This window comes from Mucilaginibacter terrae (assembly GCF_031951985.1).
In the GTDB taxonomy this organism is placed as follows: domain Bacteria; phylum Bacteroidota; class Bacteroidia; order Sphingobacteriales; family Sphingobacteriaceae; genus Mucilaginibacter; species Mucilaginibacter terrae_A.
Map to the genome: position 1 here is coordinate 4,664,485 of NZ_JAVLVU010000001.1, position 14,455 is coordinate 4,678,939.

10 protein-coding genes are annotated in these 14,455 nt (G+C 42.6%); 5 read left to right on the forward strand and 5 right to left on the reverse strand.

Going from position 1 to position 14,455, the window contains the following annotated elements; genetic code table 11:
* Positions 1–186: 186 nt before the first annotated feature.
* The 4 genes from QE417_RS20000 to spt form a co-directional block, all read right to left on the reverse strand.
* Complete coding sequence (locus QE417_RS20000) at positions 187–1,509, reverse strand: inositol-3-phosphate synthase (protein ID WP_311952867.1); 1,323 nt, start codon at positions 1,507–1,509, stop codon at positions 187–189.
* 158 nt (positions 1,510–1,667) lie between these two features.
* Positions 1,668–2,651: an NAD-dependent epimerase/dehydratase family protein gene (locus QE417_RS20005; protein ID WP_311952870.1), complete on the reverse strand. Its 984-nt coding sequence runs from the start codon at positions 2,649–2,651 to the stop codon at positions 1,668–1,670.
* Positions 2,648–3,763, reverse strand: coding sequence for a hypothetical protein (locus QE417_RS20010; RefSeq protein WP_311952872.1), 1,116 nt, complete (start codon positions 3,761–3,763; stop codon positions 2,648–2,650). Before QE417_RS20010 ends, QE417_RS20005 begins: the two co-directional genes overlap by 4 nt.
* Positions 3,760–4,965: a serine palmitoyltransferase gene (spt, locus tag QE417_RS20015; RefSeq protein ID WP_311952874.1), complete on the reverse strand. Its 1,206-nt coding sequence runs from the start codon at positions 4,963–4,965 to the stop codon at positions 3,760–3,762. Before spt ends, QE417_RS20010 begins: the two co-directional genes overlap by 4 nt.
* A 364-nt stretch (positions 4,966–5,329) precedes the next feature.
* Between spt and QE417_RS20020 the strand changes: the two genes are divergently transcribed.
* The 5 genes from QE417_RS20020 to QE417_RS20040 all read left to right on the forward strand — a co-directional run bounded on the left by QE417_RS20020 (position 5,330) and on the right by QE417_RS20040 (position 13,157).
* On the forward strand, positions 5,330–6,703 hold the full coding sequence (locus QE417_RS20020) for a TolC family protein (RefSeq protein WP_311952876.1): 1,374 nt from the start codon (positions 5,330–5,332) through the stop codon (positions 6,701–6,703).
* Between the two features lie 24 nt (positions 6,704–6,727).
* On the forward strand, positions 6,728–7,885 hold the full coding sequence (locus QE417_RS20025; protein ID WP_311952878.1) for an efflux RND transporter periplasmic adaptor subunit: 1,158 nt from the start codon (positions 6,728–6,730) through the stop codon (positions 7,883–7,885).
* A gap of 166 nt (positions 7,886–8,051) precedes the next feature.
* Positions 8,052–11,228, forward strand: coding sequence for an efflux RND transporter permease subunit (locus QE417_RS20030; protein WP_311952881.1), 3,177 nt, complete (start codon positions 8,052–8,054; stop codon positions 11,226–11,228).
* 566 nt (positions 11,229–11,794) lie between these two features.
* Entirely contained in the window at positions 11,795–12,343 is a 549-nt protein-coding gene (locus QE417_RS20035; RefSeq protein WP_311952884.1) for a hypothetical protein, read from the forward strand.
* 253 nt (positions 12,344–12,596) lie between these two features.
* Complete coding sequence (locus tag QE417_RS20040) at positions 12,597–13,157, forward strand: outer membrane beta-barrel protein (protein ID WP_311952886.1); 561 nt, start codon at positions 12,597–12,599, stop codon at positions 13,155–13,157.
* A gap of 215 nt (positions 13,158–13,372) precedes the next feature.
* Here QE417_RS20040 and QE417_RS20045 read toward each other — a convergent pair whose 3' ends face one another.
* On the reverse strand, positions 13,373–14,419 hold the full coding sequence (locus QE417_RS20045) for a ligand-binding sensor domain-containing protein (RefSeq protein WP_311952888.1): 1,047 nt from the start codon (positions 14,417–14,419) through the stop codon (positions 13,373–13,375).
* Positions 14,420–14,455: the final 36 nt, after the last annotated feature.

Below are 14,455 nucleotides of genomic sequence, written 5' to 3' on the forward strand. Positions count from 1 at the left end.
AATAAGTGATGCACCCAAGCTGTCATATCTAACGATAGTGAGTGATTCTATACGCCTAAAGTTTAAGCGTATAAGATTCCTCCTTTCGTCGGAATGACATTTTTTATTTTAAGACGAATTGGTTTCTGCAAACAATAAAGGCCGCCCTTTTGAGGCAGCCCTTATAACCCGCGTTAAAACCAACTATTACATTGCATCAACCACGTCCTGATAGTACTCCAGACCTAAATGTGTGATCAGGTCTTCGCCCATCATATGGCGCAGGGTGTTTTGCAGTTTGGTTAATTGTTTGAAAATGTCGTGCTCAGGAGCTAAGCCTGGTGCAGTTTGTGGCGATTTTAAGTAAAATGACAGCCACTCTTGTACACCGCTCATGCCGGCACGTTTAGCTAAATCGCTAAATAAAGCTAAGTCTAAAGCAACCGGTGCAGCCAAAATTGAGTCGCGGCACAGGAAGTTAATTTTAATTTGCATTTTGTAGCCTAACCAGCCAAAAATATCGATGTTATCCCAGCTCTCTTTAGCATCGCCGTGAGGAGGATAGTAGTTGATACGTACTTTGTGGTACATATCGCCGTAAAGATCAGGGTTGGCTTCTGGTTTAAAAATTTCTTCCAGCACGCTCAGTTTCGATACTTCTTTTGTTTTAAAGTTATCCGGATCGTCTAATACATAACCATCGCGGTTACCCAAAATATTGGTAGAGAACCAGCCATTAACACCTAAAGCACGGGCAGCTAAACCGGGCGCAACAATGGTTTTCATCAAGGTTTGACCTGTTTTAAAATCTTTACCGGCAATCGGGGTTTCGGTGTATTTGGCTAACTCAACCAATGCAGGAATATCAACCGTTAAGTTAGGGGCACCGTTTACAAACGGAATACCTAATTTTAAAGCTGCATAAGCGTAAAGCATACTTGGGGCAATCAGTTTATCATCATTTGCTAAACCTTGCTCAAATGCAACAATGCTTTGGTGTACTTCCGATTCTTCGAAGTAAACCTCGGTAGAGCCACACCATAATACCACAATACGGTCTAAGCCGTTTTGCTCCTGGAAGTTTTTAATATCCTCGATAAGCTCGTTAGCCATATCTAAACGGGTACCGGTTTTAACGTGGGTGCCGTCTAAGTTTTTAGCGTAGTTTTTGTCGAAAGCGGCTTTCATCGGTTTCACCGATTCCAGTTCGGCTTTAACCGAATCCAGTAAGCTTCTTTCTAAAACCTCGGCATTAACGGCAGCTTCGTACACGTTGTCTGAATATACGTCCCAGCCACCCCAAACAATATCTTTAAGGTTAGCAAGCGGAACAAATTCATTGATCTTTGGGTAGCGGTTTTCGGTTCTTTTACCTAAACGGATGTTACCCATTTGAGTAAGTGCGCCAATTGGTTTTGATAAGCCTTTGTTTACTGCTTCAACACCGGCAATAAGCGTAGTAGCAACCGCGCCCAAACCGGGGATTAGTATACCAAGCTTTCCATTGGCAGGTTTAACGTTGTTTTCCATCTTCTTTTTCTATTGTATTTATTGTAATAACGCTGACCGAGGTCGTTTTTATTAATGTATATATTTTATAAATCAAAATAATAACCCATATTTATTTACGAAACCGTTTTCGTAAATAGGTAAAATTTTATCCCTTAGCGTTGGCTAAGGGATAAAATTTACAACCAGTTATTTTCTTTATACCAGCTCAGTGTTTCGGCCAGTCCACTTTCTAAATCATATTTTGGCTTAAACTCCAGTTCTTGTTGAGCTTTGTTAATGCTGCAAATCCAGCTAACAGCTGTTAGCTCGTTAAGCTTTTCCACATTTAAAGCCGATGCTTTTTTGGTGATCTTGCTCACCCCTTCGGCAATGCCTGCTACCACGCGTATAACAGGAACGGGCAAATGTATTTTAAAAGTTTTTACACTAAGTAAGCGTTTTGTAATATTTGCTAATTCGTAACGGTTATAACGTTTCCCGTCTGACAGTAAATAGGCGCTTTGTTTGCCATGAGTTAGTCCCAACACACAGGCCTGCGCTAAATCCTTCACGTAAATAAAGCTCAGGTGCTGGTCCATTTTGCCTATATAGGGTTCAAAGCCACCTGCAAACTGCTTCAGTATAATGAGTATATCCTTATCGCGCGGACCGTATACGGCAGTAGGCCTTAAAATAACGTAGTCGAGGGCAGTAATTTCTTTTAAAGCCTCTTCAGCGCGTTTTTTGCTATGGCCGTATGCCGTAACCGGCGTTTGCACGCTATCTTCATCAAGGCAACCTTCGGTGCTCGATAGCGGACCAACAGCAGCTAAACTGCTTACAAATACAAACTTTTTTATGCGCCCACTTGCCACCGCTGCCTTAGCCAGGTTAATGGTATAACCAGTGTTAATAGCATCATACTCCGCAGTTGAATTAGCCTTAGTTACGCCTGCAGCGTGTATAATGTAATCGTATTTATTGTCTTCGATCTCTTTGGCTAAAGCCTCAGGGTTGGTAAAATTAGTATAAGCATATTGTATATCAAACTCTTTTAAATGATCTACTTTACTGCTTTTACGTACCGCTGCAAATACCTGCAGGTTGGCTTTTAAAGCCGCTTCAACTAAATGATAACCTACAAAGCCACTTGCACCGGTAATCAGTACACGTTCCTTCATATGGCTTTTTCGTAGAGGCGGTATTTTTTGTATGGATCGCCTTTAATGGCTAAAATGGCGTTGTTGATCAGGTCGTTGCTTTCAAGTGTCCATGATGCTTCGGCATAATCCAATCCTTTACGGCGGTACTCTTTAATAATGGTACCGTACAAACAAGCTTCGATCCCCATTTTACGGTAACCATCAACCACACCAAGGGTGATGATGCGTATACCTCTTATTTTCTTTTTACCTAACAGTATTTTGAATATGCCGGTAGGCAGTAAGCGGCCGCGTTTAACTTTGCGTAATATCTGGTTTAAATCGGGCAATGCTAAGCCAAATCCAATGATCTTGCCTTTTTGCTCGGCCAGTATCAGAAAATCTGGGTCTAACAGCATTTTAAGGTCTTTAGCCAGGTAATCCCATTCCTTATCGTTCATGGGTACAAAGCCAAGGTTTTTATCCCAGGCGGCATTGTATACATCACGAATAGCTAATGATTCCTCTTTAAAGTTTTTCATGTTAACCTTGCGGATAACAATATCGTTGCGTTTAAGGCGCTCCTGCAACCTGTCTAACAGCATGAACGATTTATCATCATAACCTTCTTTGCCAAAGCTAAAGGCCAACAGATCGACCTTTTTTTGCAAACCGGCTTTTTCAACCAGTTCGGCGTAGTAAGAGGCGTTGTAGGTCATCATCACCAATGGTGGCGAATCAAATCCTTGCACAAGCAACCCGCAGGTTTCGTTTGTTGAAAAGTTTACCGGACCTATGATGGTGCTAACTTTCTTATTGCGTAACCATTCCTCAGCGGTATTAAACAGCGTTTTAGCTACTTCGGCATCATTAATACAGTCAAAGAAACCAAAAAAGCCATCGTTGGCTTTATTAAATTCATTGTGGCTGTTGTTAAGGATAGCAGCTATACGTCCCACTACTTTCTTGCCATCGTAAGCTAAAAAGCATTGCAGTTCGTTATGCTCATGAAAGGGGTGGGTGGTTAGCAGGTCGCGCTGGGCGATGAATAATTCCGGAACGTAGTTCGGATCACTCTCGTACAGGTCGTGCGGAAAGTCTATAAAAGCAGCAAGCTCCTTTTTGGAGCTTACTGCGACAATGTTTGTCATATTTTTTCTTTAACGGTGGTTACGCCAACTTCTTTAAATGCCCTTGATATTTTATCTACGGCCTCATCAATTTGGGCAAACGTGTGAGTTGCCATTAATGAGAAACGCAGCAGGGAAGAATCAGATGGAACGGCCGGAGATACAACCGGGTTCACAAACACGCCGTTATCCTGCAATAATTTGGTAACCATAAAGGTTTTATCGTTATCGCGGATGTATATAGGCAGAATAGGGCTTTCAGTTGGGCCAAGGTCAAAACCTTCATCCAATAAAAGCTTCATGGCATAATTGGTATTATCCCATAACTTGTCAATACGCTCAGGCTCGGTTTCAATAATGTCAAGAGCGGCAATAACGCTGGCTACCGAAGCAGGAGGCATACTTGCGCTAAACATTAATGAACGTGCACGGTGCTTTAAATAATCAACAGTTTCATGGTCGGCAGCAATAAAACCACCTAAAGAGGCAAACGATTTACTGAAGGTACCCATAATAAGGTCAACATCATCGTTCATGTTAAAGTGCGATGCAGTACCGGCACCTTTGTGTCCAATTACACCTAAGCTGTGTGCATCATCAACAAATATATTGGCACCATATTGTTCGGCTAAAACAGCAACTTCGGGTAACTTAACAATGTCACCTTCCATGCTAAAGATACCATCAACGGCAATAACCTTAACAGCTTCTTCGGGCAGCAGGGCCAGTTTGCGCTGTAAGTCCTGCATATCGTTATGGGCGTATTTAATTACGCGTGAAAACGACAGGCGGCTACCATCAATTATAGAGGCATGGTCATACTCATCAAGTATTAAATAGTCGTTACGACCGGTAATGCATGATAATACACCAAGGTTAACCTGAAAGCCTGTGCTAAAAAGTACAGCAGCTTCTTTGCCTACGTAAGCAGCCAAACGGTTTTCCAGCTCGATGTGAATATCAAGTGTACCATTTAAGAACCTCGATCCTGCACAGCCGGTACCGTATTTATCTACGGCTTTTTTTGAAGCTTCTTTTATTTTTGGATGGTTTGTTAAGCCCAAATATGAGTTTGAACCAAACATCAGCACCCGTTGCCCATCAATTATTACCTCAGTATCCTGGCCAGATGATATAGGTCTGAAAAAAGGGTAAACACCTTTATCCCTCACATCCTTTACGTCAGTAAACTGAGCTATCTTCTCATGTAGTCTCTTGCGCATTTATTAACCCTGCTTAAATTTTTTGTAAAAATACCAATCAAAAAGCTTAAAACTTATACTTGATATGTAAATTTTTTAAATATCAAAAGTTAACACATTGTTAATAGTGTGCATTAACCCATAATATTCTATCAGGCAAAGTAATCAAAAATTTTGGAAATCTATGTCACAGAATTCAAAAATTGTTTTACAAACTTCACTTTTTAACGGTTTTGTCATTCGATTGCATAATTTGTGTAATATTTTTATTGAGCCAAAAATTGTAATTATTAAATTGTGCAATATTGTTCTACTCTAATTAGTCTCTAATTAAAAAACTTATGCCCGTGTATTGCGTTCTGCAAATGCACGGTGCCGTTACTCTATGAAAAATTATTATCGGGTTTATTTATTACTGTTATTATTATCAGTTCCGTCGGTTATTTTAGCCCAAACTGCAACTGATACTACTATTACCAACTTAACCTTACAGCAATGTATTGATTTTGCCCTGCGCAATCAGCCGGGGGTTAGGCAAGCCAATATTGATGAGGAAATCAACGAAAAGGATATTCGTATAAGCCTTTCGGCCTGGCTGCCCCAGGTTGCCTCAACAGGAGCCTATCAACACTATTTTCAGCGGTTCAATGCCTTTGGTGCACAAACAGGTACCGGCACGGGCACCGGGTCTGGTACCAGCGGAGCCGTACCAGCACAACAACTGGCTATTGCAACCAATGTTTCTAACTTAGGTGTTTCGGCTACCCAGGCTTTGTATAATAACGAGGTAATGCAGGCATCCAAAGCCTCCAGGTACTCGCGCCAATATTATAAACAGAATACGGTGAGCGCTAAAATTGATGTGGTAACCAATGTAAGCAAGGCCTTTTACGATTTACTGCTATCACAGCGCCAGCTGGATATTATTAACCAGGATATTGCCCGCTTGCAGCGTAACCTTAAAGATGCCAACTCGCGTTACCAGGCGGGTGTGGTTGATAAAATTGATGCCAAGCAGGCCACCATAGGTTTAAATAACTCCTTAGCCAGCCGCAAGCAGTTGCAGGAAGCTGTGAACAGCCGCACTGCTTATTTAAAACAGCTGATGGGCTATACGCCGCAAAGACCATTAACCGCACAATACGACTCATTACAACTGGTACGCGAATTGGCAATTGACACCAACCAGGTATTGAATGTAAATAACCGTATTGAATACACTATGCTCGAAACGCAAAAAAATCTCAATAATGTAAACGTGAGCTATTATAAATATGGTTTCCTGCCTTCGGTATCGGCGGTAGGCTCCTATAACCTTCAGTATTTTAATAGCAGCGTTTCAAACTTATATAAAGATGCGTTTCCAACTTCATTGGTAGGCCTAAATATATCCATACCTATTTTTCAGGGTACCAAACGCCTGCAAAACCTAAGCAAGGCCCGTTTGCAGGTTAAACGTACTGATCTTGACCTGGAGAATACCCGAAATGCTATTAATACCGAATACACCCAGGCAATTGCCAACTACAAAAGCAATTTTACCAACTACAAGGCACTGGGTGAAAACGTAGAGCTGGCCAAAGATGTATACAACGTGGTAAGCTTGCAATATCGCGAAGGCATCAAAACTTACCTCGACCTGATTGTAGCACAAACCGACTTGCGCACGGCATCACTTAATTATTATAATGCCTTGTTCCAGTTACTACAAAGCAAGGTTGATCTGCAACGCGCCTTAGGCACATTACCCGTACAGTAAACATTGATTTAAGAAACAGAATTTATGAAAACAATATATACCTTATCAGCCATTCCGTTAGCCTTATTGTTATGGACGGGTTGTAAAAATAAAAACCAGAATACCGCTGCTGCCGCTCCGCCGGCCACCCCGGTAAATGTTACTGAAGCTAAAACCATGAACTCGGTTTATTACGACCAGTACCAGGGCACAGTAACTGCATTAAATAGTGTTGAACTGCGCGCTCAGGTGGCTGGTTTTATTACCGGCATATTTTTTAAAGAAGGTGAGGTGGTGCCTAAAGGAAAACTGCTTTATGAAATTGACCGCCGCAATTACGAAGCCGCTTATCAACAGGCAAAAGCAAATTTATCAAGTGCGCAAGCTAATTTGGTGCGCTCGCAAAAAGATGCCGACCGTTACTCGTTCCTGTTAAAGCAGGATGCGGTAGCGCGTCAAACTTACGACCAATCGGTAGCTACTTTGGCAACAGCACAGGCGCAGGTAGCATCGGCCAAAGCAGGTGTTACTACGGCATTAACTAACTTATCGTACTCACGTATTACCGCGCCGTTTACCGGTCGTATAGGTATATCGCAGGTACGTTTAGGTGCACAGGTAACGCCTGGCACAACTTTGTTAAACACCATATCGAGCGAAAAGCCGATTGGGGTTGACATTGTGATAAATGAACAGGCAGTTGACCGTTTTTACGATCTGCAAAAACATACTACCGATTCTACTTTCAAGCTAAAATTGAGCAATGGCAGCATGTATAATCAAAAAGGCCATATCTACGCTATCGACCGCGGGGTGAACAGTCTTACCGGTTCGGTTAAAGTGCGTGTGCAGTTTCCAAATCCGCAGGATAGCCTGCGCGACGGTATGAGTGCTGTGCTGAACGTGTTGAACGATCAATCGGGGGAGCGTGTACAAATACCATTTAAGGCCGTAACCGAGCAAATGGGCGAGTACTTTGTGTTTTTACAAGCCGATACCGTTGCCAAACAGCAAAAAGTAATCCTCGGTCCACGTATTGGCGACAATACCGTAGTAATGGATGGCCTTAAAGCCGGTGACAAGGTAATTACCGAAGGTTTTCAACGTTTGCGCGATGGTGGCAAAATTACCATTGGTATGCCGGCGGCGCAGGGTGCAGCGGGTGCACAAGGTGGTGGTAAGGCAGAGGAAAAAAAGAAGTAATAAACTTAATATATAAGCTGTCATTTCGAACGATAGAGAGAAATCTTTTCAAGGCCGTTAGCTTGTCAGTGTGAAAAGATCTCTCGTTTCCTCGAGATGACATAGCTGAAATTTAATCAGCCTCAAATATTCGTGCTTTTAAGCAAGGAATTAAAATAAGGAAATAATGATTGCAGATGTATTTATAAAAAGGCCGGTTACCGCTATCGTTATTTCGATAGTGATCGTGGTGGTTGGTATATTATCAATAACCAGCCTGGCTATAGGGCAATACCCTGATATTACGCCGCCCACGGTGCAGGTAACCGGTACCTATACCGGTGCCGATGCGCTTACAGTTGAGCAAACGGTGGCAACCCCCGTTGAGGTGCAGGTAAACGGTACGCCGGGTATGACCTACCTGCAAAGTAACAGTACCAGCAACGGGCAAATGAGCATGACGGTAAACTTTGAGGTAGGTACCGATATTAATATTGCCGCCCTCGACGTGCAAAACCGTGTGAGTATTGCCCAGCCAACTTTACCGCAAGAGGTGCAGCGTTTGGGTTTAACGGTGCGTAAACGTAACCCCAGCATTTTAATGCTGGTGGCCATGTACTCGCCTAAAGGCACACACGATGTAACTTATATTGACAATTATACCAACGTGTTTGTGCGCGATGCATTATTGCGTACCAAAGGCGTGGGCGACGTGTTTACCCGTGCCGATGACTTTAGTATGCGTATTTGGCTCAAGCCCGATAAGCTGGCCTCATACGGTATGACCGCCGCCGAGGTAACCGCTGCCCTGCAAGAGCAAAACGTGCAGGTAGCCGCCGGTACCGTAGGTGCGCCGCCACAGCTTAAAGGACAAACCTTTGAGTATACCGTACTTACCAAAGGCCGCTTGGTTAAGCCCGAGGAGTTTGAGAATATTATTGTACGTACACAACCTAATACCGGAGCGTTGGTGCATTTAAAAGATGTAGCCCGTGTACAGTTAGGTAAATTTAATTACAGCGGTAACTCCTTTGTGGATGGCAAGCGTGCCTCATACCTGCTGGTTTACCAGGCGCCAAACAGCAACTCGCTCGAAACTGCCGAGGGTGTAACTGCAACCATGGAACAACTGAAGAAAACCTTCCCGGCCGATGTGGATTACGTGGTGCCGTTCGAATCGGTTACCGTGGTTAAGGTATCGGTAGAGGAGGTGATCCATACACTGGTTGAGGCTTTGGCTTTGGTTGTATTGGTGGTATTCCTGTTCCTGCAAAGCTGGAGGGCAACCTTAATACCTGTGCTGGCTATCCCGGTATCTATTATAGGTACGTTCATCTTCTTTATCCCATTAGGCTTTACTATTAATACCCTAACCTTATTTGGTTTTGTATTGGCTATAGGTATTGTGGTAGATGATGCCATTGTAGTGGTAGAGGCCGTGCAGCATTATATGGATGAGGAGGGCATGACGCCGCAAGAGGCAACCAAGCACGCCATGAAAGATATATCGGCCCCGGTAATAGCCATTGCGCTTATCCTGGCGGCGGTATTTGTGCCGGTGGGTTTTGTGCCGGGTATTGTGGGCAGGCTGTACCAACAGTTCGCCATCACTATTGCAATATCGGTGTTAATCTCGGCTTTCGTAGCCTTATCATTAACCCCGGCCTTGTGTACAATTATGCTCAGGCCGCACAAGATCGATGAAAACTCTAAAGGCTGGTTAGACAGGTTCTTCCACAAGTTTAACGTATGGTTTGGCCGTGTAACCGAAAAGTATGGCAACGGCGTACACAAGAGCATCAAGGCCTCGCGCTTTGTAGTTATTATACTCATCTGTATCATCGTAGGCACGGTGCTTTTGTTTAAAGGTAAGCCTTCTGGCTTCTTACCAATTGAAGATGAAGGCCGTATTTATGTTACTTATGATTTACCAGAGGGCTCATCAACCGAGCGTACGGTTACAGTGCTTAAAAACATGATGGCCACCATTGATAGCATTCCGGGCATAGGCCATTATGCTGCATTGGGAGGTTTAAACGCGGTAAACTTTGCCAGTAAGTCAAACAGCGCCACCATCTTCGTACAGCTTAAACCCTGGGATGAGCGTAAAGGCGATGGTGAGGATGCTACCGGCATTGTAGCTAACCTGCAAAAACGTTTAGCCAGGTATAAGGAAGCCAACGTGGTTGTAATTCAACCGCCGGCCATTCCGGGCTTGGGTAATACTGCAGGTTTCTCGTTTATATTAGAGGAAAAACAAGCCGGGGGTGATATTAAAAACTTTGAGAAAACTCTGCAAGGCTTTATTGCTGCGCTGGGTCAGCGTAAAGAAATTGCGCGTTCATTCTCGTTCTTTACAGCCCGTACACCGGCCTATCAGTTAACGGTCGACCGTGAGAAGGCCAAACGCCTGGGTGTGCAAATATCTGATATTAACAGTGCCCTGCAAACCTACCTGGGTAGTACTTATATTAACGACTTTACCATTTACGGCCGTAACTTCCGCGTGGTGGCCCAGGCCGATACCTCGTACCGTACCAGCATTCAAAACCTGGGGCAGTTTTTTGTGCGTAACTCAACCGGTACCATGGTGCCGCTGAGCACGGTAACCTCTTACAAGGTGATCGAAAATGCACCGCTCATATCGCACTACAACCTGTTCCGCTCGGCCGAGATAAACGGTAGCCCTGCGCCTGGTTACAGTAGTGGTGATGCCATTAAAGCCCTGCAAGAAACCGCAGCTCAATATCTTCCTGAAGGTTATGGCTACGAGTTTTCGGGTCTGAGCCGTGAGGAGTTGCTTTCGGGATCAAAAACGGTGTACATCTTTGCCTTGTCTATAGGTTTTGTGTTCCTGTTCCTTGCGGCATTGTATGAGAGTTGGTCGGTGCCTTTCTCTGTAATGCTGGCTGTGCCTTTGGGAGCGTTCGGTGCTATTGTGGCCTTAACGTTTTTGCCTAAGCTTACCAATAACGTGTATGCGCAAATTGGTTTGATCACGCTCATCGGTCTGTCGGCCAAAAATGCCATCCTGATCGTGGAGTTTGCCAAGGAGCGGGTAGATGCCGGGCACGGGCTCGAAAAATCGGTACTGGAAGCGGTTAGGCTGCGTTTACGCCCAATCATCATGACCTCGCTGGCCTTTATATTGGGTGTGGTTCCGTTAATGATGGCTGCCGGTGCAGGTGCCGAGGCTCGTAAAACCATTGGCTGGACGGTGTTTGGTGGTATGTTGGCCGCAACTTCACTGGCGGTATTCGTGGTGCCGGTATTGTACTATATCATCACCAAGTTTGCCTATGGCGATAAGAAGCTGGCAGAGCTGGAGCAAAACCGTGCAGATAATGGCGGTGAGCATCATTAATAATTAGATAAAAATTCAAGATAGGGAAGAGGCTTCGGTAACGAAGCCTCTTTTTTTGTTACCGGAAGTTTTTTGGCCCAAGTATGTAGCAGCGGGGAGAGCAGTGGCTACTTGAGCCTTATCCAGAAATTGCTAACATTTATATAATTCCGGAAACCTTCAATTCAGTAATTCTAACTGTCACTAAACATTATCTCTATCATGAAATAGCTTCAGTTTTATAAGTAAACCTATCAACTGTATGCTTAAACTGACAATATACATGATATAAAAACAGGACAGTTAAGTATATGCTGTCAGGGTTTTGGCACCGCCTATGAGTTTGTACTGCTTTTAACATTCAGATGATGATAGATGGAATATGTGAAATTTGGCTAAAAAAATGGCTGAACATCAATTTGATAGCATTTTTACAATGTTAATAACTTTTTGCTTTGGTTCTTGAATTGAGCATGATCTAACCTGAAATGGCATGTTAACATAGTGTTAATGGCAAAGTATTTGATAATCGGTGTGTGTACAATTTTGTACGTGACTTAAAATCACAAGATCTAAGAAAAACGATTATGAAAAAGTTAACTAAAATAGTAGCAGCAGCTTCTTTTGCCGTTGCAACTTTATTTGCATCAAATGTTGTTAAAGCCCAATCACGCACCGCAGCTAACGACTGGCGTTTAGGTATAGGTGTTGAAGCTGGCGTACCAACTGGAAATGCACATGATGGTTCTAATTTTGCGTTAGGTGGTACTGCACGTTTACAATACGGTGCTGCGCAAAATGTAGCGCTTACACTTACCTCAGGTTTTTATAACTTTTTTGGTAAAGAAATAGGCAATACAAACTTTAAAACCGAAAGCTTGGGCGTGATACCTGTTAAAGCTGGTATTAAAGCATACACTACAGGTGGTTTCTATTTTTCTGGTGAAGTTGGTGCCGGATTTGAAACCAAAAGCCGTTACTTAAATGGTGATAAAGACACTAAACTGATTTTATCTCCAGGTGTGGGTTATTCATGGAGCAACGTTGATTTAGGCGTGCGTTATGAGAACTTCTCGGGTCAGAGCAATAACTATGGTATGGTTGCAGCTCGCCTGGCTTATGGATTTAAATTGTAATATTCTTAAAACTTAAAGTTGTAAGGGCCTGTGTTTTAAACACAGGCCCTTATTTGTTATAATTAATTATAAATTAAATAAAATCTCCAAAAACAATATCGAACCCCTTTAACATTTATCCAAGCTTTTTTTGTTAATATTCTAATTTATAGTTACAAACGCGATATTTTTTTTAATAAAAATAAATATTTTATGTAAATGTTAATTAAAAAGAGTATATTCGTCTCAATTAAAAACTATCACATCTACGGCCATGAAAAATACTTTACGTATACTATTATTAATAGCGACCGTTTTTAGCGTAACAACAGTTAAAGCCCAATTACTTGGAAACAACGAGCGTTACAGTCAGTTTGTAAACCACGTAAACGTTGGTATCGACGGTTTGTATAACATAAACCCCGGCAATAAAACTTACAACCCCGGCTTCGGAGCCTCAATTAAATACCAATATGACGTTACCCAAAATTTAGGTGTAACCATTGGTACCGGTTACTATGTTATGACTGCTGATAACAGCCGTGCATTTGGCTCAAATGCTAATTTAACCCCCGATTTAAAATTAATTCCTTTACGTTTAGGTGCTAAAGCATACTTCTTACCTGAGTTTTATTTAGGTGGCGAGGTTGGCGTTGCTTATGCCGATCCATACATCGATAAAGATACCAAATCGCACTTCAGCAAGCTTATTGCTCCATCGGTAGGTTATGAGACTAATAAATTGGATTTCTCTTTCCGTTACGAGAACGTTAACCACCAGAACGATTATGTAAGCTTTATTGCGATCCGCATAGCTTATAACTTCAACTTCTAAGCGTTCTAATTTTAAAATATTTGAAAGCCCTGAGCCGTTTGGTTCGGGGCTTTTTATTTTACACGAATTGAGGTTGAATTATATCGGATTTATCCACCCGTCATGCCGAACTTGTTTCGGCATTCCACAGGGGATAGGTAGACGACGAGTATAGCATGTGGCATGTTCAAATAATTCAGTACGGACAAACAAGATCTGATAAAAATACCAAGCTGTTAGTTTTTAGCCTTTGTATCTTTAAAATCGGTAACAGTTTTACCATCATACCGGTATACTCCGTTTATAGATCCAACCCAGATACTGCCATTGGCTTCTAAAATGCCGCAAAGCATTTTGTTTACCGACAGTATGGTGGTTATAGCAGGTTTTTTATGGTACAATGACTTTTGATCATATCGGGAAAGCTGCCATGCGCCAACTCCATTAGGGCTTACCGGGCCGGTAGTCCATATATTACCTTCTTTATCTTCCATTATGGCCGAAGCAACTTTAGCTATCACCTTGGTAAAACTGCTGCCATCATAGCGCCATAAGCCAGAGGAAACATACAAGGTAGAACCCTTTTTTTCATCAATGATGGAAGCGCCGAACCAAATGTTGCCTCTTCTGTCTTCAATGATAGACCAAACGTTGTTAAAGGTTTTACCGTCATTGTTTTTGAAAACTGTAAATGTTTTACCGTCATAATAGCAAGCTTCGCTATTGGTGCCAAACCATAACCGCCCGGTTTTATCTTCGAGAATAGTATGAATGCGGTTATCCGGAAGCCCTTCTTTAGTTGTGAAATTCAGGAAGGATTTACCATCATAATGGCTTGCTCCGCCGCCGGTACCAAACCAAATATTACCGACCCTGTCTTCATAAATAAATATAACGGCATTATTTGCGAGCCCATCCCTGGTGGTAAAATGTTGAAAGGAGCTGCCATCATATTTATAAACGCCCGAATCGGTAGTAGAAATCCAGATATTACCACGTCGGTCCTCCAATACATCCCAGTATCTGAGCACACCAATTTTATTGGTCAAATTAGTAAAGGATTTTCCATCATATTTAAACACACCTGATAATGATGACGCAATTAAAATGTTGCCATTACTGCCTTGCTTTACATTTCTAACCATCCTGTTAGGATCGTAAGCACTCACGGTGTCTTTAGTTCCTGATGGGATGGTGTTTATAGCTGTATTAGTTTGGCTTTGTGCATAAGAGGTTTGGAAGGTAACCATCAGCAACAAAGTATATATGTGTAAGTACTTCATAATTTATTTTATCAAAATTTGATTCAGCGAATCTAC